The sequence below is a fragment of the Rhodococcoides fascians A25f genome (assembly GCF_000760935.2).
Classification (GTDB): domain Bacteria; phylum Actinomycetota; class Actinomycetes; order Mycobacteriales; family Mycobacteriaceae; genus Rhodococcoides.
In genome coordinates this window covers 2,723,542-2,742,916 of sequence record NZ_CP049744.1, presented here as the reverse complement: position 1 = coordinate 2,742,916, position 19,375 = coordinate 2,723,542, and the positions used below count along the sequence as shown (strand labels likewise).

General features: G+C 62.5%; 17 protein-coding genes and 1 pseudogene. 12 read left to right on the top strand and 6 right to left on the bottom strand.

Annotated elements, in window-relative coordinates; all coding sequences use genetic code 11:
- Positions 1–41: 41 nt before the first annotated feature.
- Positions 42–1,295 (bottom strand): EAL domain-containing protein, encoded by a 1,254-nt coding sequence (locus BH93_RS13035; protein WP_037173640.1) that lies wholly within the window; start codon positions 1,293–1,295, stop codon positions 42–44.
- A gap of 156 nt (positions 1,296–1,451) precedes the next feature.
- On the opposite strand from BH93_RS13035, the gene BH93_RS28130 reads away from it, so the two are divergent.
- From BH93_RS28130 to BH93_RS27945, 8 genes are all read left to right on the top strand, one after another.
- Entirely contained in the window at positions 1,452–2,843 is a 1,392-nt protein-coding gene (locus BH93_RS28130) for a serine/threonine-protein kinase (protein ID WP_037173639.1), read from the top strand.
- A gap of 28 nt (positions 2,844–2,871) precedes the next feature.
- Positions 2,872–4,206: a flavin monoamine oxidase family protein gene (locus BH93_RS13025; RefSeq protein WP_037173637.1), complete on the top strand. Its 1,335-nt coding sequence runs from the start codon at positions 2,872–2,874 to the stop codon at positions 4,204–4,206.
- Positions 4,207–4,321: 115 nt separating this feature from the next.
- A complete protein-coding gene (locus BH93_RS27955) occupies positions 4,322–4,561 on the top strand; it encodes a hypothetical protein (RefSeq protein ID WP_242459199.1) in 240 nt (79 codons plus the stop codon).
- A gap of 3 nt (positions 4,562–4,564) precedes the next feature.
- Entirely contained in the window at positions 4,565–5,938 is a 1,374-nt protein-coding gene (locus BH93_RS13020) for an SLC13 family permease (protein WP_242459198.1), read from the top strand.
- A 180-nt stretch (positions 5,939–6,118) separates the two neighbouring features.
- Complete coding sequence (locus tag BH93_RS13015) at positions 6,119–8,182, top strand: AMP-binding protein (RefSeq protein WP_037173636.1); 2,064 nt, start codon at positions 6,119–6,121, stop codon at positions 8,180–8,182.
- A 1,273-nt stretch (positions 8,183–9,455) separates the two neighbouring features.
- A complete protein-coding gene (locus tag BH93_RS13010) occupies positions 9,456–9,779 on the top strand; it encodes a carboxymuconolactone decarboxylase family protein (protein WP_080739025.1) in 324 nt (107 codons plus the stop codon).
- A 73-nt stretch (positions 9,780–9,852) separates the two neighbouring features.
- Positions 9,853–10,146 (top strand): DNA-formamidopyrimidine glycosylase family protein, encoded by a 294-nt coding sequence (locus BH93_RS27950; protein WP_242459197.1) that lies wholly within the window; start codon positions 9,853–9,855, stop codon positions 10,144–10,146.
- A gap of 63 nt (positions 10,147–10,209) precedes the next feature.
- Positions 10,210–10,671, top strand: a complete 462-nt coding sequence (locus tag BH93_RS27945; protein WP_242459196.1) for a hypothetical protein — start codon at positions 10,210–10,212, stop codon at positions 10,669–10,671.
- A 68-nt stretch (positions 10,672–10,739) separates the two neighbouring features.
- On the opposite strand, the gene BH93_RS13000 is transcribed toward BH93_RS27945, so the two are convergent.
- Positions 10,740–11,204 carry an SRPBCC family protein gene (locus BH93_RS13000; RefSeq protein ID WP_037173634.1) on the bottom strand — a complete coding sequence of 155 codons (465 nt, stop codon included), beginning with the start codon at positions 11,202–11,204 and terminating at the stop codon, positions 10,740–10,742.
- Positions 11,205–11,350: 146 nt separating this feature from the next.
- On the bottom strand, positions 11,351–13,342 hold the full coding sequence (locus BH93_RS12995) for a TerD family protein (RefSeq protein ID WP_037173633.1): 1,992 nt from the start codon (positions 13,340–13,342) through the stop codon (positions 11,351–11,353).
- A 174-nt stretch (positions 13,343–13,516) separates the two neighbouring features.
- Between BH93_RS12995 and BH93_RS28240 the strand changes: the two genes are divergently transcribed.
- The 3 genes and pseudogenes from BH93_RS28240 (at position 13,517) to BH93_RS28230 (ending at position 14,284) form a co-directional block, all read left to right on the top strand.
- Entirely contained in the window at positions 13,517–13,969 is a 453-nt protein-coding gene (locus BH93_RS28240; RefSeq protein ID WP_347402325.1) for a hypothetical protein, read from the top strand.
- A 15-nt stretch (positions 13,970–13,984) separates the two neighbouring features.
- Positions 13,985–14,053: pseudogene (locus BH93_RS28235) on the top strand (ion channel); the annotation flags it as partial.
- The gene (locus BH93_RS28230) at positions 14,054–14,284 is read left to right on the top strand and encodes a hypothetical protein (protein WP_347402324.1); all 231 of its coding nucleotides are present in this window, start codon (positions 14,054–14,056) and stop codon (positions 14,282–14,284) included. It abuts the pseudogene before it with no gap.
- A gap of 97 nt (positions 14,285–14,381) precedes the next feature.
- Here BH93_RS28230 and BH93_RS12985 read toward each other — a convergent pair whose 3' ends face one another.
- The 3 genes from BH93_RS12985 to mhpA form a co-directional block, all read right to left on the bottom strand.
- Positions 14,382–15,164, bottom strand: a complete 783-nt coding sequence (locus BH93_RS12985) for a class II aldolase/adducin family protein (RefSeq protein WP_037174211.1) — start codon at positions 15,162–15,164, stop codon at positions 14,382–14,384.
- Between the two features lie 413 nt (positions 15,165–15,577).
- The gene (locus tag BH93_RS27940) at positions 15,578–16,147 is read right to left on the bottom strand and encodes an orotidine 5'-phosphate decarboxylase / HUMPS family protein (RefSeq protein ID WP_155290938.1); all 570 of its coding nucleotides are present in this window, start codon (positions 16,145–16,147) and stop codon (positions 15,578–15,580) included.
- 145 nt (positions 16,148–16,292) lie between these two features.
- On the bottom strand, positions 16,293–17,873 hold the full coding sequence (gene mhpA / locus BH93_RS12975) for a bifunctional 3-(3-hydroxy-phenyl)propionate/3-hydroxycinnamic acid hydroxylase MhpA (RefSeq protein ID WP_052065068.1): 1,581 nt from the start codon (positions 17,871–17,873) through the stop codon (positions 16,293–16,295).
- A 199-nt stretch (positions 17,874–18,072) separates the two neighbouring features.
- On the opposite strand from mhpA, the gene BH93_RS12970 reads away from it, so the two are divergent.
- A complete protein-coding gene (locus BH93_RS12970; RefSeq protein WP_052065067.1) occupies positions 18,073–19,374 on the top strand; it encodes an MFS transporter in 1,302 nt (433 codons plus the stop codon).
- The last annotated feature ends 1 nt before the right edge of the window (position 19,375 follow it).

The window sequence follows — 19,375 nt, the reverse complement described above, 5'->3', positions numbered from 1 at the left end:
CTAGTGAGTGTTTACCTGAACTTGACCGAGCGCATCGGCGATCACGGCGTAGGCCGAGCAGGAATCCGCCTGAGAAGCACTGTGGCCGCGTCGAGTACGACGTCGCGGTCGTAGGTCAGGCGGTAGTCGTAGAGCGTCGCGCCATCGTGCGTGACACCACATTCGACAGCGATCAATGCCACGCTCGACATCGGCGCCACGATCACTGTCGAGCGCTCCAGCGCCAACGGCTCGTTCTCACCCACCGGCACCGACCGAAAGCGGTGCTGCATCAGCGTTGGATCGCAGCCGAAAACTGCCACGAGAGCGGTGCGCGCAGCCAGATCGTCGAGGACGGCGGCACGTGCGGGCGTCAGCCGGTTCGACACGTTCACTGTTGTCAACACGACCGTCGACGGTCCGGTGCCGAACGCACTGTTCAGCAGGCTGTTCTCGATGGCCTCGAGAAACGTTGCCTCGGCGTGCCTGCGGGCACCGAGCTGGTGGGTGAGACCGAAGGGTGTCACCGCGACCGGAGCGCGGACGGTGACAGTCGCATCGAGCTCGAGTGATCCAGCATGGTAGGAAACGTCGTCGAAGTCCGGCAGTGGCCCCGGAGCGCCGTAGAGAAAACCTTGCCCCAGAACGGCACCCATGTCGCGTGCGCAGCTTTCGTGTGTGTCGGTTTCGATTCCCTCGGCCAACACGAGGGCACCGGTGCGCTCGGCCTCGGCGGCGACGGCAGCAACTATGGCAGCAGTCTGGTCGGTCGAACGCTCTTGCACGAGGGCCATATCGAGCTTGATCACGTCGGGACGCAACAACGGGATCAACGCCAGGCTGGACGAGTCTGCACCCACGTCGTCGATTGCGACCCGCCAACCCAAATTTCGGGCGTGCTCGGCCGCCCTCAGCAGACCGGCCGGATCGCCCATCAGGTCTCGTTCGGTGATTTCGACGGTGATCGACAGCCTCGCTGCCTCGGCGATCAGCGGCAGGAGGTCTCCGGGTGGCGGACTGTCGAGGGCGGTGGGTTCGGCGTTGACGAACAGCGCCAGCTCATCGGGATATCTGGCCTCGACGGCACCGTGCAGGGCGCTCGCTCTGCACCGCCAGTCGAAGTCGGCGGACACACGCTGCTCCCGTGCAGCGCGCAGGAGTTCCGGCGGAGCAATGGACGGACCGTCGCTGCTGGTCCGCACGAGGGCCTCGTACCCCACCACGGCGCGGTCGTCCAAAGAAACTATCGGCTGGTAGGCCGACGTGATGTCGATCGACATCGGCGATATCTGCGCATTCGTCGATTGGGGACGCATGGGTAGGACCTTCCTCGACGCCTGCTCGGTCTGTCCCCCACCCGGTGAATCATCATGCCCGACGGAACCGCAGTGTCGAGAACGGACTGCACTCCGAACGACGATCGGTTGGCTATAAGGTGCTCGGAGTAGTCGACGAACGGCGGGTGAATCACGATGGCGGAGGACGCCCGTTTCCGCGCTGCTCAGGATCGTCTGTTCGCGGATCGATATCGACTGGGCGCAGTGCTGGGGCGCGGCGCGATGGCCGACGTCGTGCGCGCAGAAGACCAGGTCCTCGGCAGGTCCGTGGCAGTGAAGATATTCCGCCACGGCGAGCCGGTGGACACGGTTGAACGGATCGACGCGGAAATTCGAACCTTGGCGTCACTGTCGCATCCGGGCCTGGTCACGTTGTACGACGCAGGGACTGCCCCGGACGCCACAGGAATTCCGTCGCCCTATCTGGTGATGGAATTGATCGACGGACCGACGCTGAACAGCTTTCGCCAGAACAGGGCGATGCACGCCGTCCACGTCGCGCGCATCGGAAGCGAGCTGGCGGAGGCGCTCGCGTACATCCAGGACCGGGGTGTGGTGCACCGAGACATCAAACCAGCCAACATCCTGATCGCGCACGCCCCGGACTCAGGGGCGGGGCAGTGCGCGAAACTGGCCGATTTCGGCATCGCCCGCATCGTCGACTCCGATCGCCTCACCGAGCACGGCACCACAGTGGGCACCGCGCACTATCTCAGCCCGGAACAGGCGACCGGTACGTCTGCGGGACCGCCGACCGATATCTACACGCTCGGCCTCGTCCTCATCGAGTGCCTCACCGGCACAATGGTATTCGAGGGCAGCGCGGTGGCCGCCGCGGTAGCGCGACTGCACCGTGATCCCGCCGTTCCCCAGGAACTCGGGCCGGAGTGGCACTCGCTGCTGACGGCCATGACGTCTCGGCAGCCGGAGGACCGCCCGGACGCAGCTGCGGTCGCGCACCGACTGCGCAGGATCCTCCGAAGTGCAACCCCGCTCCCCCCGACTGCCGTGATACCTGTCGAGCGCACACACGTGGTTGCGGCTGCTGACCCGGTCGGCACCGCACACCGTCCTCCGCGTCGACGGTGGATGGTTCCTGGGGCGGCGGCCGCGCTCGTCCTTGCGCTCGGAGCGGGCATCATCTGGATCGCGTCCAGCGCGAGCGACGACCCGGGTCAGGTGCCTGCTACACCGGCGACACCGACACCGATACCGTACGAGTCGACGATCGCGGTGCCCACGACGCAGGTGACTGAGCCTCCGGTAGCCACCGTCCCGAACCCGACCGACGCCGAGGTGACGCCATCGTCGAATCCGGTGCTGATCCAACCCGCTGCACCTGCCGCACCACAGCAAAACGAAAGCCCCGGCACCAACAACGGCAACGGCAACGGCAATTCGGGCTCCGGCAACGGAGGCCCCGGCAACTCCGGCAACGGCAATTCAGGCCCCGGAAACAGCAGTTCGGGTCCGGGAAACCCCGGCAACGGCAATTCGGGTCCGGGAAATCCCGGTCGAGGAAACTGAGCAGGCCCACCACGTGATCGGAGCAACTATGACCCATTTCGACACGATCGTGGTGGGAGCGGGAATCTCCGGTGCAACCGTAGCCAGGATTCTGCACCGTGCGGGTCGGCGAGTAGTCGTTCTCGAGGCTCGTGATCGCGTGGGCGGTCGTGTGTGGACGGTGCGCGGCGACGGCAACCCCTTCGACGTCGGTGCGTCCTGGATTCACGGGATCGACAACAACCCCCTCGCCGACGCCGTGCGAGCTTTCGGTATGCAGACAGTCGAGTTCACGGTGGGCAGCTATCAACCCGATGGCCGACCCATTGCGTACTACTCCCCTACCGGTGTCAGGTTGAGCGAGTCCGCCGCCGCACGATTCGCCGCCGACGTTCACGACTTCGACGGTCCGTTCGCCAGGACCGTTGACCAGTCCTCTCCACGGACATCGTTCGGTGATGCGGTGGAAGCGACTCTGACTCAGCTCAATTGGGACGTAGACCGTCTGGACCGAGTGCGCGAATTTCTCGGCCATCGAGCCGAGGAACAGCTGGGGGTAGCCCAGGGGGATCTCGACGCACACGGTTTGGACGACGACGCCATCGACGGCGACGAAGTCGTGTTTCCCGACGGCTACGACGAACTCGCCGTCTGTCTCACCGAGGGATTGGACGTCCGACTCGGACATGAGGTCACGCAGGTCCGCTGGGGCGACGAGGGAGTGGTCGTGACAACCGCAGCAGGCTCGTTCTCGGCTGATCGCGCCGTGGTGACAGTGCCGATCGGGGTACTGAAGTCGCCGAATTTCACCGTCGAACCTCCGCTACCAGAACCAGTTTCGGGTGCTCTCGACCGGCTCGACATGAACGCCTTCGAGAAAGTGTTCCTCCGGTTCCCGGTGAAGTTCTGGGACGAGAACGTCTACGCAATACGGCAGCAGGGCGAAGCCGGGCGCTGGTGGCACTCGTGGTACGACGTGACCCAGCCGAATGGCAGACCCACGCTGTTGACGTTCGCAGCGGGGCCCTGTGCACAGCAGACCCGACACTGGTCGGACGAACGTATCGGGGACTCGATCATCCACACGTTGCGTGGCATCTACGGCCACCGCGTCGTCCCGCCGGACAGTGTGTATGTCACTCGGTGGCAGGACGATCCGTTCTCGTACGGTTCGTACTCCTACATGACGGTCGGTTCCCGGACTCGCGATCACGACGATCTCGCCACGCCCATCGGTGGCGTCCTGCATCTCGCGGGTGAGGCCACCTGGACCGATGACCCGGCAACGGTCACCGCAGCAATGAAGTCAGGACATCGCGCCGCAGAACGAATCCTGGGCCGCACCGTTCCTTTCAGCGACATCTGGGACTTCGCAAGTCGTTGACGGCAACCACCGATCCCTGCCCGACCACTGAATCGGCATCCAACAACGATCGAACGGGATATATCGGTCATTTCAGACGTTAGGCTGACGGGACGTCGAGCATGAGGAGGTCCCCGTGACGCAATTGGGCGACGAAGTACAAGCTGGTCGCCAGTCCGACAGCCACAGTTTCGACGAGGTCGATCAGCGATCCGCCGGTGAGCGCGAAGTCGAGGTTCAGCCGGGCCGCAGAAAGCGTCAGTGGTTCGGACTCGACGTAGGCCTTATTGCAGTTCTCGTCTACGCAGTTCTCCCTGACGACGTCGCCCATCCGGCTCGACTGACCGCCGGTACGGCGGTATTGATGGGGATCTGATGGATGACCGAAGCTGTTCCGATTCCCGCGACAGCACTGCTGCCGCTCGTCATTTTTCCGGTCTTCGATTCCGGCGTCGCTGTCAACGATGTGGGCGCCTCCTACGGCAACAACATCATCTTCCTGTTCATGGGCGGTTTCTTACTGGCAATGGCCATGCAGCGATGGAACCTGCATCGACGCATCGCTTTGCTCACGGTGAACGCCACGGGAACGAAGCCGACGATGGTGATCGCCGGTTTCATGATTGCCACTGGTTTTCTGTCGATGTGGGTCTCCAACACGGCCACCGCGGTGATGATGATTCCGATCGGCGTCTCGGTGTTGGTACTGGTACTCGATATCGGCAAAAAGGCTGGAGCGATCGATGACTCGGACGGATCCGGATCGGGCGAGAACGTTGCTCCGGACGAGAAGACGATCACCGAGGCCGTGATCGAGAGCAATTTCGGCACCGCACTGATGCTGGGAATTGCCTACGCTGCGTCGATCGGCTCCCTGGGCACGATCATCGCCACTCCACCCAACACTTTGCTGGTGGGCTACCTGGAGGGCCAGGGAGTCACGATCGGATTCCTGCAGTGGATGGTTGCCGGTGTTCCACTTGCCGTCGTCCTGCTGGTGATCACGTGGTTCTTGCTCACCCATGTGATGTTCAAGCCCGAGAGCGACGACATCCCCGGCGGAAAACAATTGATCAGAGGCGAACTGGACTCGCTGGGAGCGATGTCGCAGGGCGAAATTCGAGTGGCGATCATCTTCTTGGCCGCAGCCGCTTCCTGGGTAGACGTTCCACTGCTCTTCGACAGTCCACCGATCTCGGATACCGGCATCGCGATGACTGCGGCGCTGCTGCTGTTTCTGCTCCCCAGCGGAAGCAAGAAGGTTGTGCGCCTCATCGATTGGGAAACGGCCGTGAAGCTGCCGTGGGGTGTGCTGTTGCTCTTCGGCGGCGGGCTCGCGCTGTCTGCCCAGTTCGAGTCGAGTGGCCTCACCGAGTGGATCGGCAGTGTCGCCGGCGGTCTCGACACGATTCCGGTGGTTCTACTCGTCATGGTGGCAACCGCGGCCATCATCTTCCTGACCGAGATCGCCAGCAACACGGCAACTGCGGCGACTTTCCTGCCGGTCGCAGGCGGCGTCGCCATGGGGATGGACATAGACATTCTGGTACTGACCGTCCCCGTCGCACTGGCAGCGACCTGCGCTTTCATGCTGCCTGTAGCCACTCCGCCCAACGCGGTGTCCTACGCCAGCGGCTACATCACGATCGGCCAGATGATGCGAGGTGGATTCTGGCTCAATCTGATCGCCATCGCATTGATCACCGTTGCCGCCTACACGGTGTTCGCGTGGTCGCTGGGTATTCAGTTCTGACCGCTGGACACACTCGACCAGCAGGAAACCGAGATCGGCAGATTTCGCCCACGAAACGTGCGTAGGGATTACGATAGCGATTTCATCCAGGCGGATGACCCGTTCCAAGTGCTCGCCGCCATCCCCTGGTCGGTGCTGATGCGACGTTGTCGTCCGCCTCGGCGAGTACAGGGGTGGGGAATGGTTTCGGACGTCATCGACTGCAAGGTTGTGTTCGCACACGACGTCGAGCAGGTGTGCGAGGTCTTGAGCGCGGTCGAGTTGTTCCCACGCTACTTCGCCGGTCTCGAATACTGCACGTTGCGTGACACCGCTACCGGGTATCGATGCGGCGTCGGCGGCGTCGAGCACAACCTCGAGCTCGTGGTGAACCGGCGTAATCAACCGATCATCACAATCGAGCACACCGAGTCCGGTGGATTCGTCAGATTCACCCTGACGAGACGATCGGCCGGCGAGACCAAGATCGATGTGACCGTGTTCAGGGCAGGTCTCGGCGGGGCGTATGCACCCCAGCCCGAACACAACCGCGCTGTCGTAGATTGGGTCATGGGGGGTCTTCGCAGACTGGAGAATTCTCTTTCCGGTACCCCGACGTCGATAGTGTCGAACAGTGGAGACTCGCGGTCGCTACAACTGGCGATTCTGAAGACAATGGTCGCGACCGGTGTCGTTCGTGCTGCGCGCCCCGACCGCGCGTACAGACAGTTGAACTCCCTGTCGAAGTGGGGCTTCACTCTGGGTGGCGGATTCGCGGCAGCGGCAGCGAAGTCACCCGATGAGATCGCCGTGATCGACGACCGTGGAACCCGCACGTTCTCGGAAATCCACCACCGGTCGCATCGCATCGCTGCAGGTCTCGCAGCATCCGATATTCGCCCGGGAAGCACCGTCGGGATACTGGCCCGAAACCACTCGGCGATGATCGAATGCACCGTCGCATGCGGCATGCTCGGCGTCGAGGTAGTGCTACTCAACACCGGCCTCGCGGCCCGTCAGATCGAGGCGATCGCCGCCCGCCACCAGCTTCGGATGTTGTTCTTGGACGACGAATTCGACACGACGATTCGGTACCTCCCTGAGGACGTCACCCGAGTCAGCCTCTCCGCGCACACCGCCGTTCCGCGTCGACGTACCTTGGAGCATTTCGTCGCATCGCCGTCCGCCACGTTCGTCAGACCCGATCGCCCCGGATCGGTCGTCGTCCTGACATCGGGGACCAGCGGGGCGCCGAAGGGCGCACTCCGTCCCACACCACGAGGCTTCGGCACCATCGCGGCCATGCTGTCGCGGATGCCTCTCCGGATGAACGAGCGGATGCTCATCGCGGCCCCGATGTTTCACAGCTGGGGGTTGGCTGCACTGCAGATCAGCACGCCCCTGCGCGCAACGGTAGTTCTCCAGGATCGGTTCGATCCAGAAGACTGTCTGCGCGCAATCGAAACGCACCGTTGCACCTCTTTGATAGCCGTGCCGATCATGCTTCAGCGCATCCTCGATCTGCCCGAGTCGGTGCGATCCCGTTACGACACCTCCAGCCTGCGCGTCGTCGCCTGCAGCGGTTCTGCGTTGACCGCGTCGACAGTCAGCCGCTTCATGAACGTCTTCGGCGACATTCTCTACAACTTCTACGGGTCCACCGAGGTCTCGTGGGCCACGATCGCCACACCCGACGACCTGCGCGCGTCCCCTGGCACCGCAGGACGTCCGCCGCTCGGCACGACCATCGCGGTGCTCGATGCCGACGGCACCCCCATGGCGGTGGGCAGCCTCGGCCGCATTTTCGTCGGGAACGACATGCTGTTCGACGGCTACACCAACGCCGAACCTCCGCCCACTGCGTCTGCACGTGGAGCCGCGTTGATGGACACCGGAGATCTCGGGTACATCGACTGCAACGGGCGATTGTTCGTGTGCGGTCGGGACGACGAGATGATCATTTCCGGTGGCGAGAACGTATTTCCGGGACCGGTCGAGGATGCCATCGCCAATCTCCCTCAGGTCGGCGAGGTGGCAGTGGTCGGTGTGCCCGACAGCGAGTACGGACAACGTCTTGCAGCGTTCGTCGTCGGACGCGGCGCCGCAGGTCTCGATGCAGACATGGTGCGTGCCTACATTCGAAACCGGCTGAGCCGCTTCTGCGTTCCCCGAGACATCACGTTTCTGGACGAACTCCCCCGCACTGCGACCGGCAAGGTCATCAAGAGAATGCTGATCGAACCCCCGACCGCCGCCGGAATGTGAACCCTGTAGGCCGACGACCGACCGGATTCGCCTCGTGACTGTCGTCGGAACGGTGTTCGACGATGCCGGCCAGGTGCGGTCTCCTTGCCGTTCGAGTGCACCTTGTACGAGTGCATTCCGGAGTTGGCACATCACCGCCGAATCACGAGTCCGTCTTGTCCCTGGTATCTGCGGGCTACTGTTCGGGTAGTGCTCGGCAGCCGCTGATTCACGACCGACGAGCACTGCTGGCTGCGATTCGATCGGAATCACACTGTCTCCCAACAATTATCCAGGATCGAATCTGCTACGCGTAGCGTTTCTCGACGCCGACGTAACACGCCGAATACGGCAGTCCGTCCGCGAACGCGTTGCACCGGCCTTCTCGACCATTCCGAGGTCGGCCCACTCGATGGTCAACCTCGCCGCCGCCGAACAGCGGTAGTCGATCGATTCTCCTCGACACAGTGGGTACTATCTCAGTTGTTTGACTATTCAGAATCTGAGACTGTTCGCCGGAGTCAGGAATGACGCGAGTTCTCCGCACAGCCGATACGGGAGGGACACGAATCGCCATGCCTCAGCAATCCGAAGAGCCTCAGGGAAAGAAATCGACCCGGGAACGCCGCGAACATTCGTCCTTTCTCCAGCTGTTCCTCGAAGCCACCCGCGATGAACAACCACCCAGTGACCACGCGTCCACGGACGCCTACGCATCGCCTGGTCGCTGATCCGATAGGCAGCGTTCTCGAGCTCGACAAAGCCATAGGCGTTTGACAGCGGCGCGATGATGTCCGACGGTAGGGAGTACGGACGAGCCGGGAGAGCAACTGTGAACACTGTATTGGTCCTCGTCGTCTCAATCGCGGTTCTTGTTGTCTTCGTCGCGATCGCTCGCTTGCTTCGCTCCAGGATGCGAAGCGGACGCCTTCACGGAATAGAAGGCTCGGTCGGCGGTTCGGCGTTCATGGGAGCTACACGCAAACCGGGGATCGCCCCACCCGATCGTGCTGATCCCATACGGACACGGGTCGACCAGACGCGTCGCCGGAGTAGGTGACTCCTACGGGACGGACACAGTGGCCAAGCCCGGAGTGGCGGTGCCGCCGGTCGAGACGATCGTGATCGCAACCCCGAGGACAATGGATGCGCAAACAGCAAGTGCACGAGGATGTTTCATTCAAGCTGCCGCCAAAGAGTCACTGAGCAAGCGTGTTCGATACTCCACCCCCTTCATCGCTGAAACATGGGCCTCGGCCAAATCGAGACCTCGCTGACCAGCGCCTGACATGATCTGGCGGCACCCTCCGCCGCACTGCAGGATTTCGTCACCGACACCGTCTGGGGAGGTGTGTGGACCCGCCCCGGACTCGATCACCGCAGCCGCAGTCTGCTCAATCTAGGAATCCTCATCGCGCTGCGCGCACACGAGGAACTCGCGGGCCACGTACGAGGGGCGCTTCGCAACGGCCTCACCAGAACCGAAATCACCGAAACCGTCATCCACACAGCGGGCTACTGCGGAGCACCGGCCGCGCTGGCGGCGATGCGCGTTGTGCAGAAAGTGCTCGACGCCGAACTCGGACCCCTGGTTGCGGACTCGGACTCCACCCGGTAAGTGCCACACGCGGATTCCGATGTTTTCGGTGCCGATCACCGATTGATTTTCGTCGATCGGGTACACGGGATCCATGCCGGAACTCCCCGAAGTCGAAAACGCCCGTCAAGTAGTGGAAAAAGCGCTCGGTCGCGTCATAGTCGACATCGACGACGCAGACACCTTCGAGTGTCGACCGCACATGCCGGGCGATATTGCCCGCGCCCTGACGGGCGGAAAGCTCAGCGAGGCCTGCCGCCGTGGCAAGGCGATGTGGTGCGAAACCGTCACGGCCGACGGCTCCCCCGGACCGACGCTGGGCATTCATCTCGGCATGGGTGGACGCATCATCGTTACTGCTCCCGACGGCGAGCGGACGTCGAAGTAAGGCGGAGGTGATCCTCACGTCGGTGAGCGTGCAACAGACAAGCCGGAGTGGACGCGCTTCTCCATGACGTTCGACGATGGCGGCCAGCTTCGGCTCTTCGACAAGCGCCGCCTCGGCCGGGTTCGACTCGAGCCCGACATCGATGCTCTCGGACCGGATGCCGCGGAGATCACGCGCGACGAGTTCCGGCACCGAATCGGTTCCAGCGGTGCACCTCTCAAAGCGAGGCTGCTCGATCAGGCCGCGATCGCAGGGGTCGGTAATCTGCTGGCCGACGAGGTGCTGTGGCAGAGCGAACAATCACCGTCCAGACGCGCCAAGACGCTGACGACAGAGGAACTCGACGAGCTTCGGGTGATTCTGCGTCGCGCGATCAGATCGGCGATCAAGAAGGGCGGAGTGCACACCGGGGACATCATTCCGTTCCGTAAAGCGGATGCGGCATGTCCTCGGTGTGGTGCGCCCATGACCCGCGGGACAGTCGGCGGACGTACCACCTGGTGGTGCTCACGCGAGCAGGCCTGAGCGGGACACACAAAAGGCCGGCCCCGAGGGGCCGGCCTTTGTCGTCGATCGATCTCTATCTCAGACGATCACGACGTCGCTTCCACTGCGAGGCGAGCGAGAGTGTCGTTCAGCTGATCCTCTGTGACCAACGGAAACTTGATCTGCTCGAGCAGCTTCTTGTCCGTGACCTTGGACCAGTCGTAGGTATGGCGCACCAAGGTCTCGTTGGGACCCTGCGACTCCAACTCCCACAACCACTCCCAGCCGGGAGGCTCGTTGCCGGCGGGTGCTGTCTTCCAGGCGAGCAGCTTGTCCTTGATGTAGCCGCTCACCACGTTATCGGTCTGGTACTCGCCGCCCATGTGATCGCCCTGCATGTTCATCGTGAACTTCTCGCCGACCTTCTGAATCCGATCGGCGTGGTCCACGCTGCGTACGAAGCCTGATCCATCGAGCGCCTGATGCCGCTCGGGATTGGACAGGACGTCGAATACTGCGTCGACGGGTGCCTCGATGGTGCGTTCGACTGTGACCTTGGCATTGTCTGTCATGTCTACCGGGTGCCCACTGTTCGTCATCCTCAATCATGACGTTCGCACAGAACTCACTTTGCCTGAACCGACTGGACATCCAAACGCGTATTCGAGGGGTCGGTTGTGATGCATCCCGCCGTGAAGTGCTCCGAGAACTCGGCTACTCAGTCATCCATAGTCTCGACAGAATGAGCTCCGGGGGCCGAAGGAACCCATGGCTTCAGAGGCTGTACGACGTCGCGATAGAAGGCGTCAAGACCGTCGGTCACGCTGCCGATGAAGCTGGCCGCCGATCCGGAGCGCTTGCTGCCCATCTTGGTCGGTGACGTCAACGTGAAGTACTGCAGTTCACTGGTCCGGCCTGCGGTCAACGATCTCGTATCCGCTCGTACGGTCGCCAGGTTCTCGCACGACACTTCGCCTGGGTCTGCGAACACGGCTTCGACCAGGATGTCGGCGGGAGCGTTCTTCAATTGCTTGAGTAGCCACGACGCTCGTCGAAGCGCGGTTCCTTCGGTCGGCGCGTCGATAGCGGTACTGCACTGAATCTTGTTGGTCCGCATATCCGCTTCGACGGTGACATCTCCCGCGGCATCAGGGATGCGCAACGTGGTCGCAAGGCAGCCGGAAGCAACGAGCTGCTCGACGATGTACTCGTTGCGTGCCTGAGGGTCAGCACTGAACTTTCTCGGGAGGTGGTGCTTCACCGGAACGCCGAGGTCGGCAGTCATCCTCAATGCCAGGTGCCTGGACAGCGACGCCCATGTATTCGCGACTGACAAGGCTTTGACATCACTCGAACGAAGGGTTCCGGCGGTGACGGAGTCACGAACTGCCACCCAGTGGCGACCCATGTCGACGAACTCCGTCGCACCGGACTTCGGGTGGGTCAGATACCGGACGAACTCGCTGAGAATCCATACCTGCAGAGAATCCGCAAGGTCGCCGTGTGACAACAACATTCGAGCCTCGTGAATGACCTCGGACCACGAGATATGGCGCAGCGATACCTTGTTCAGCTTGGTCTTGTTCACCTGGACCGGGAGCTCACCGGCAGAGGCCGGTATGTCGTTGGACAAACTCAGAACGGTCTCGTACCTGTGTCGTTTTGCGACGTCGAGGTAATTCTCGAGCTGCTCCTTCTGTAGCTTGCCGGTGCCGGTCTTCACTTCCAGTAACGCGGTCCACACTTGGCCCGCGCGAGCTACACGGAACACACCGTCGGGAATGACCTTGCCCTCGCCCTTGGCGAACTGCACTTCGAGATATCCCTCGAAGGGACCGGATGGCGCTCCGGCATGTGCGCAGATTGCGCGAGCGAACGGACGAACCGCCTGCATCGTGGCGATCAATGCCGAGGTGGCCCTCTTCTCCTGCTCCTCACCGGATCCGACACCGGAAACGGAGAACAGGCGAGCTGTCTGCCACCCTTCTCCCCCGGCCAGGGTGAACTGAGGCGGCGTGACCTTCTTGGCAATCGGCTTCTTGGTGCGAACGCCGCGTTTCGGTGGTTCGACATCGACGACCGAGACGTCGACGATCTCGCCGGTCGTGTCGACGGCTTGCACGTGCGAATCAGCGACCTCGACAACGACCACATCGTTCGCTGACGCTTCGGGCTCACTGTCGTCGATGTCGACGCCGAAGCTCTGTGCCAAACCACCCAATCCGGATTCCCAGCCCTGCCCGACCGCGCGCAGCTTCCACGCTCCGTTCCTCCGGTACACCTCTCCGAACACCAACGCGCGTTCCGACGACGCATCGGCGGTCAGGAACTCCCCGAGCACCGAACCGGTTTGATCCCGCACCTGCATCGACAGTTTGCCGAAGTCACCCAACGGAACATCGTCGGAGCTGCCCGCGATGACCACCTTGTCGACTTCGGCTGCGAGAGAATCGAGATGGATCGATACTCGTTCCTGTTTTCCTTCGTCGGTGCTACTGCTCCCGCGGTAGCGTACGGTCGCGTCCTCGGACTCCGGCTGGTTGTAGAAGACGAAGTCTGCATCGGACCGAACATGCCCGCTCGAATTCACCAGCAGCGCAGACGCATCGAGATCTCGCTCCGGGTCGACCCAGGACACGATGACATCCAACTCGGTCACGTCGTCCGGTAGAGAAATGTTCTGACCCTTGACGAGAATGGGTGAACTCACGCTGACACGCTCCTGTCGGACAAAACGGACTCGAACCGTGCAGCTTATGCAAAACTGCTTCGGCGATAGTCGTCCTCACCCGACAATTCATTCATTCGACCTACCGACCGCCCGGCGCAATCTGGGCGAGCACAGAAATGAGTCAGGCCCGGTGCCGCAGTACAGTCCCCGCTCATGAACTATCAGCATTGGGAGCGAGCAACCGAATGGCTGCTTGCCGGATCAGCTCTGACGTTCCTTGCGATCTACACATGGACTGTGCTGAGCCAGCAGACAGGCACAGGCGCACACGTCGCCGAGTACGCGATCCTCGCGATCTGGGCATTGTTCGGGATCGACTACCTCGTGCGACTTGCCCTTGCGGAGCAACGCATGCGCTGGTTTTTTCTGCACCTGCACGAACTTGCAATCGTCGCGTTGCCGGTACTGCGTCCGCTGAGACTGCTCCGCCTTCTCACACTGGTGAGTTTGCTGCAACGCTCGATCGGTGGCGCTCTCCGTGGTCGGGTAGTCACCTATGCCGTCGCCGGAACCTTGATGCTGGTTTTTGTCGCGTCACTCGCGATGTTCGACGCCGAACGCACCACACCGGCCGGCAGTATCAAGACCTTCCCCGATGCCCTGTGATGGGCAACTACGACTATCACAACGGTCGGCTACGGCGACTTCTCACCATCCACAGCGACGGGCCGATTCATCGCCGTCGGGCTGATGGTCGCAGGCATCGCGCTGCTCGGAGTCGTCACGGCAACCTTGGCGTCGTGGCTCGTCCAGAAGGTAGCCGAACAGGACGACGCGAACCAGGCTGCGACTCAACAGCAGGTGGCCGAACTGACCTTCCAAATCGCCTCACTGCGAACCGAACTCGCGTTGCGACCCGACAGACGATGTTCGGCAGAGTCTTCGGCACCCGAAGGCACAGTGTCGTCACAAAACCGCTGATCGAAGAACGTCGAGCTGCAGTCGTCGCAAAGTCTCGAAACCGCTCCGCTGAGCGGAGTTTCGGCAGCTCAAACAGAGACAAAGTGGCCGGAGTAGTTCAGTCCATCAATTCTGGGTACTGCGCGACGATTCGGTCGTACATCGGCTGAAACTGGAACCACCCTGCGTACTCGAGACCCACCTGGTTGTACGTCAGCTTCGCCGTCACGTCATCCAACGGTTTCGGTTCACCTGCTGCCATGGCGATGAGCTGCGCCTGACTGGACCGCTCCATTGTGATGAACCACCACGCCGCGGAGTCCACGGTCCGACCGACCGTGAGCAGACCGTGGTTCGACAGCACAACCGCCTTGCGCTGACCGAGTGCTTCACCAATTTTTCTACCCTCTTCCAACTCGGCAACGACACCCGTGTAGTCGTCGAACACGGCGTGGTCGTCGTAGAACGCGCAAGCGTCCTGAGTCAGAGGTGTAAGCCCCATCCGCAGGCTAGACAGCGCTTTGCCGTACAACGAATGTGCGTGTGCGGCCGCAACCACGTCCGGTCGAGCCGCGTGCACCTGGGAGTGGATGACGAAAGCAGCACGATTGACCGGACGATTGCCCTCGACGATCTGACCCTCGTGATCGACCAGGATCAGATCGCTCGACTTGATCATGCTGAAATGCATACCGAAGGGGTTGACCCAGAAATGGTCGGTCTTCTCTGGGTCACGGGCGGTGATATGCCCCGCCACCCCTTCGTCGAAGCCGCACTGACTGAAGAGCCGGAAAGCGGCCGCAAGTCGTTGCTTTCGGTGCTGCCGTTCGTCGTCCACCGACTCGAAAACCGGCGGAGCGGGTACGTCGATTCCTGGGCGGGTCTGTGCCAGTTCGGACATCGTGTTCCTTCGGTCGCAGGTGTCGTTTCCGCGCACGACCTCGGGGCATGGTCGACGCGTAGCGGACGGTCCGCATGACGACCCTCGCAGCGAAACATCACTGCTCGGTCATGCTTCAGTTCTACACCCGCGAGTAGCACATTCGATCGCGAAAGCCCATATGCAAGGCGATGTGCGTCTTGCTGTCGCCGGAGTGGTGGCATTCGCTACGGCTCGTGGCTTTCAGTCGCAGTGTCGCCGGCGACGTCCGGTCAGCGCTCGGCAATCGACCGATGAGATCACCCAGATACCGTCACGCCGGATTGCCACTGTTCCGATTGCGCACCAACAGTTTTGCCGCAACCGACCTGGAGTTTCTCACCACCTCCGGGACGGACTCGAACCACCAGCACAACAATCCGCAGGCCGCAGGGTCATCGGCCGTCCACCACGCGGAGCTGTCCGAACGGTTCGTTGCACCACCGGCAGCTCGCGTTAACGTAGTCGTGGCCGTCTTCACGTTCGCACTCATCCACTGCGCACCCGCTGCCGCAGGAGAGCATCTGCCCACATCGGCACCGCTCGCCGTCACACCCAGGGTGGTGAAGCGCTCCCGGCGGGGTGCCACAGTCGTGACACTTTCTCCTTCCGTTCGGTATTCGACTGGGTCGCCAAGTGCAACCCACCGAATCGAGCATTTCCAGATCGCACGCCATGCAGATCGCCATGCTGTGCAGAGTCGCACAGGGCACCGACAGCAAAGGATTCTCGCGCTCGAAATTCTCGACGTCTCCGTGCTCGACCCCTGCCGTGACGGCACCGTTCACGGTGGTGTCACCGGCAGACCCGAGCACCGTCACGAGGTCGGCACCGGCCGCGAAGGCGATATCGGCTCTCAAAAATCCGGCGTCCGCGGTCTCGAGGTCCGCAAGCACTTCCTTGTCCGGGTGGGCTGCCTTGATGGCACCTACTGCGGTCAACCCTACGGTGGACGACGAGCGCATGCCCTGCCCCCTCAGCTCAGGTCGCACGCCCTCCTGTCGGTCGGTGTCGAGAACATGGGACGACCGTGGGGACCTCGTTCCCGAACGTTATCGAAGCCACCGCGGAACGAGCACCGCACTGCCACATGAAGATGACTTCCCTCGATCAGCAAGCGCGGGCCGCACTGACCACCTTGCCTTTCACGCGCCGAAGAAAATCCTCGATCAGACCGACCGTCTCGGTTGCCGCACTCGTTCCGAACAGATGGAAATCCGGTCGGATGAGAAGAGTGTCCGCACCCAACTCATCGAGCCACTCGCCGTAGCTGCCGTTCACGTCGTCGACATCGGACAGCGCCACGACGCTGATTCCCATGTCCTGCAATTCTTCACGAGTCTCCGAAGTGAGCGACGCGAGCGCCGAGGCACAGCGTGTGATCACCGCCCCGGGACCCCCGAACGCATCGTCGAACATCATCACCGTGCCGTCGACGCCGACGCCGATGAGACCCTGACGAGCCAGCGTTCCGCCGTTGGGTCCGGTGTGAACTCCCTCGCCCAGTCCTGGGCGCGGCGGGGCCGACGGCTTCATTCCGGCTTCCCATTCAGCGATCATCCGGCGATCTCGCTCTACCGCCTCGTCCACGTCGGTGATACAGATGACCTCGCCGAGCGAGGTCGAGAACTTCACGAACGCCACCGCGTGGTGGATACGTTCGGTCCCGTAGGTGTCGAGCAGGCTGTGCTCTGCACGTCCCGCCAAGACGGCATCGAGCTTCCACGACAGGTTCATGACGTCGCGCACCCCGGCCCCGAGACCCTGCCCGGCGAACGGTGGCATCAGATGGGCAGCGTCACCGGCGATCAGAACGCGGCCCACGCGCCACTGCGTCGCCCAGCAGGACTGGAACGTGTAGACCGAATGACGCTCGAGGTCGGAGTTGTCCGGCGTCAGACCGTAGGGCTCGAGTAACTCCCATGCAGTATCCGCCCGATCGAGTTGCTCTTTGGACTCACCGGGCAGACGCATGAACTCCCAGCGACGGCGACCCGGACCGCCGGGAACCATCGTCGAGGGTCGCCGAATATCGCAGTTCTGTGTCGCAATGTGCGGAAAATCGACCCCCTCACGCGGTTTCACATCCACCACGAGCCAGTCGAAGAAATACCCGTCGTTGTGCCACTCGATGTCAACCAGCGATCGGATTCTGCTGTTCGCGCCGTCCGCTCCGATGACCCAGTCGGCACTGATCGACCGTTCGTCACCGGAGGCGTTGTCGCGCATCGTGACCGTCGCGTCGACGACACTCTGGGAGAGCGACGTCGCTTCCCACCCGCGGAGCACGCGAACGGTGTCCAGGCCCTCGACGATCTCGTCGAGGGCGCGCTCGAGGTCCGGCTGGTTGAAGAAATACGTGTTGTACCAACCGGATTCACCGCGCCCGCTCCAGTCGACTTCGAGCAGCGTCTGTCCGGTGCTGTTGCGCCAGCGATACATGTCGTCGTACGGGACCGTGATGCCGGGGATCGTGTCCGGAGCCAGCCCGACCGACTGAAGAATGCGGGCGACATCCGAGCAGTGGGTCACCGCCCTCGGGAGTGGGTAGGCGGCGTGGTTCTTGTCGACGACGGTCACGACGTGTCCTAGCCGGCCCAACTTGACGGCGAGCAGTTTCCCCACCGGTCCGAATCCCACGATCAACACATCGGTACCCATTGCGCCGGACGTCGGCTCACTGATGGTCATAGCTATGACGATGGCGGCTGATACGGCGCCGGTCACTGTGCGCGTCCCGATTTTCGGGACAGTTCTCCGGCGGTCTGCTTCGGGTCGATTGCACGCAGAAGTGTCTCGGAAATCGGGACGGGGTGTTATTTGGATCACATCTCGTCGGCAGGATCACGATGGTCAGTCGAGCCCGATCCCCTTGAATCCGGAGAAGTCAATGCACCCGACATCGTCCCGCACCACACCCGCCGACGCAGAAGTCCGATCGCACACCCGCGTCATCGTGTTGTGCATGTTCATCACCGTCATCGAGGGCTTCAACCTGATCGTATTCGGATCGGTGGTACCGCTTCTCCTGGGCGACGCCTCTCTCGGCTTGACCGACCAGCAGGCGGGTCTCGTCGGTGGACTCGTCTACATCGGGGCCATCTGTGGATCGGTACTTGCCCCATGGGTGGCCGACAAAGTCGGCCGAAAGAACGTGCTGCTGATCGCAATCGGAGTATTCGCGCTAGGTGCTGTCCTGACCGGGTGCGCGACCAGCGTCCCCATGCTCGCGATAGCGCGGTTCGTCACCGGATTCGGAATAGGCGGGGCGCTGACCAGTGCCATGACGGCGGCACGCAACAGCTCGGCGTCGAAGCACGCGTCGTTGGTCGTCACAGTCACGATGGCCGGAATCCCGCTCGGCGGAGTGGTTGCCTCGCTGCTGGCCATACCGATACTCCCGGCGTTCGGATGGCGCCCCATGTTCTTCGTCGGAGCCGGCACCGCTGTCGCGATCATGCTCGCCGTCGCACTGATGACGATTCCAACCGACACTCCGCAGGAAGTAGCCGGACGATCGTGGTCGACCACGCAGAAACTACGGACCATGTTCGTCGGGCGCGGCCTGACCGCGACACTGATCATTGCCGGTTGCGCCGTTGCGAACATGGTTGCGTGGCAGGGCCTCAACGTCTGGGGCACCCAGGCGATGGTCGACATCGGGTACTCGCTCAGCAGCGCACTGCTCATCATGTTCACGCTCACCGGTGCTGCGGTTGCCGGGTCCTTCGCCACCGCGTGGGCATCCGATCGACACGGATCTGCACTGATCTCGATCGTCACCAGCTCGTGCACGCTCTTCGGGCTGATCGGCATCGTCGTGGCGGAACAATCGGTGGCGACCACCATCGCCTGCGTGGCCTTGATGGGAATCGGCGGGCACTCGACGATGAATCTGGTGCACACCACCACCGCCGACATCTTTCCGCTCCCGGTCCGCGCCACCGCACTGGGCTGGTCGAACGGCACGTCCTTCATCGGGGCGTTTCTGGGACCGGTCCTCGGAGGAAGTGCAATCGCCGTCGGCGGCGCGAGTGGCCTGTTTTCGCTCTTCGCTTCGTCCGCCGGTCTCTGCCTCGTGGCCGTCGTCGCGTTGTTCTTCGCCGATCGATCAGCGCTGGCGCGGCACGAAGATCGTGCGAACGGCCATGGCGATCGTTACACCGCAGCAGTGGTACCCAGCGGGGCGTAAA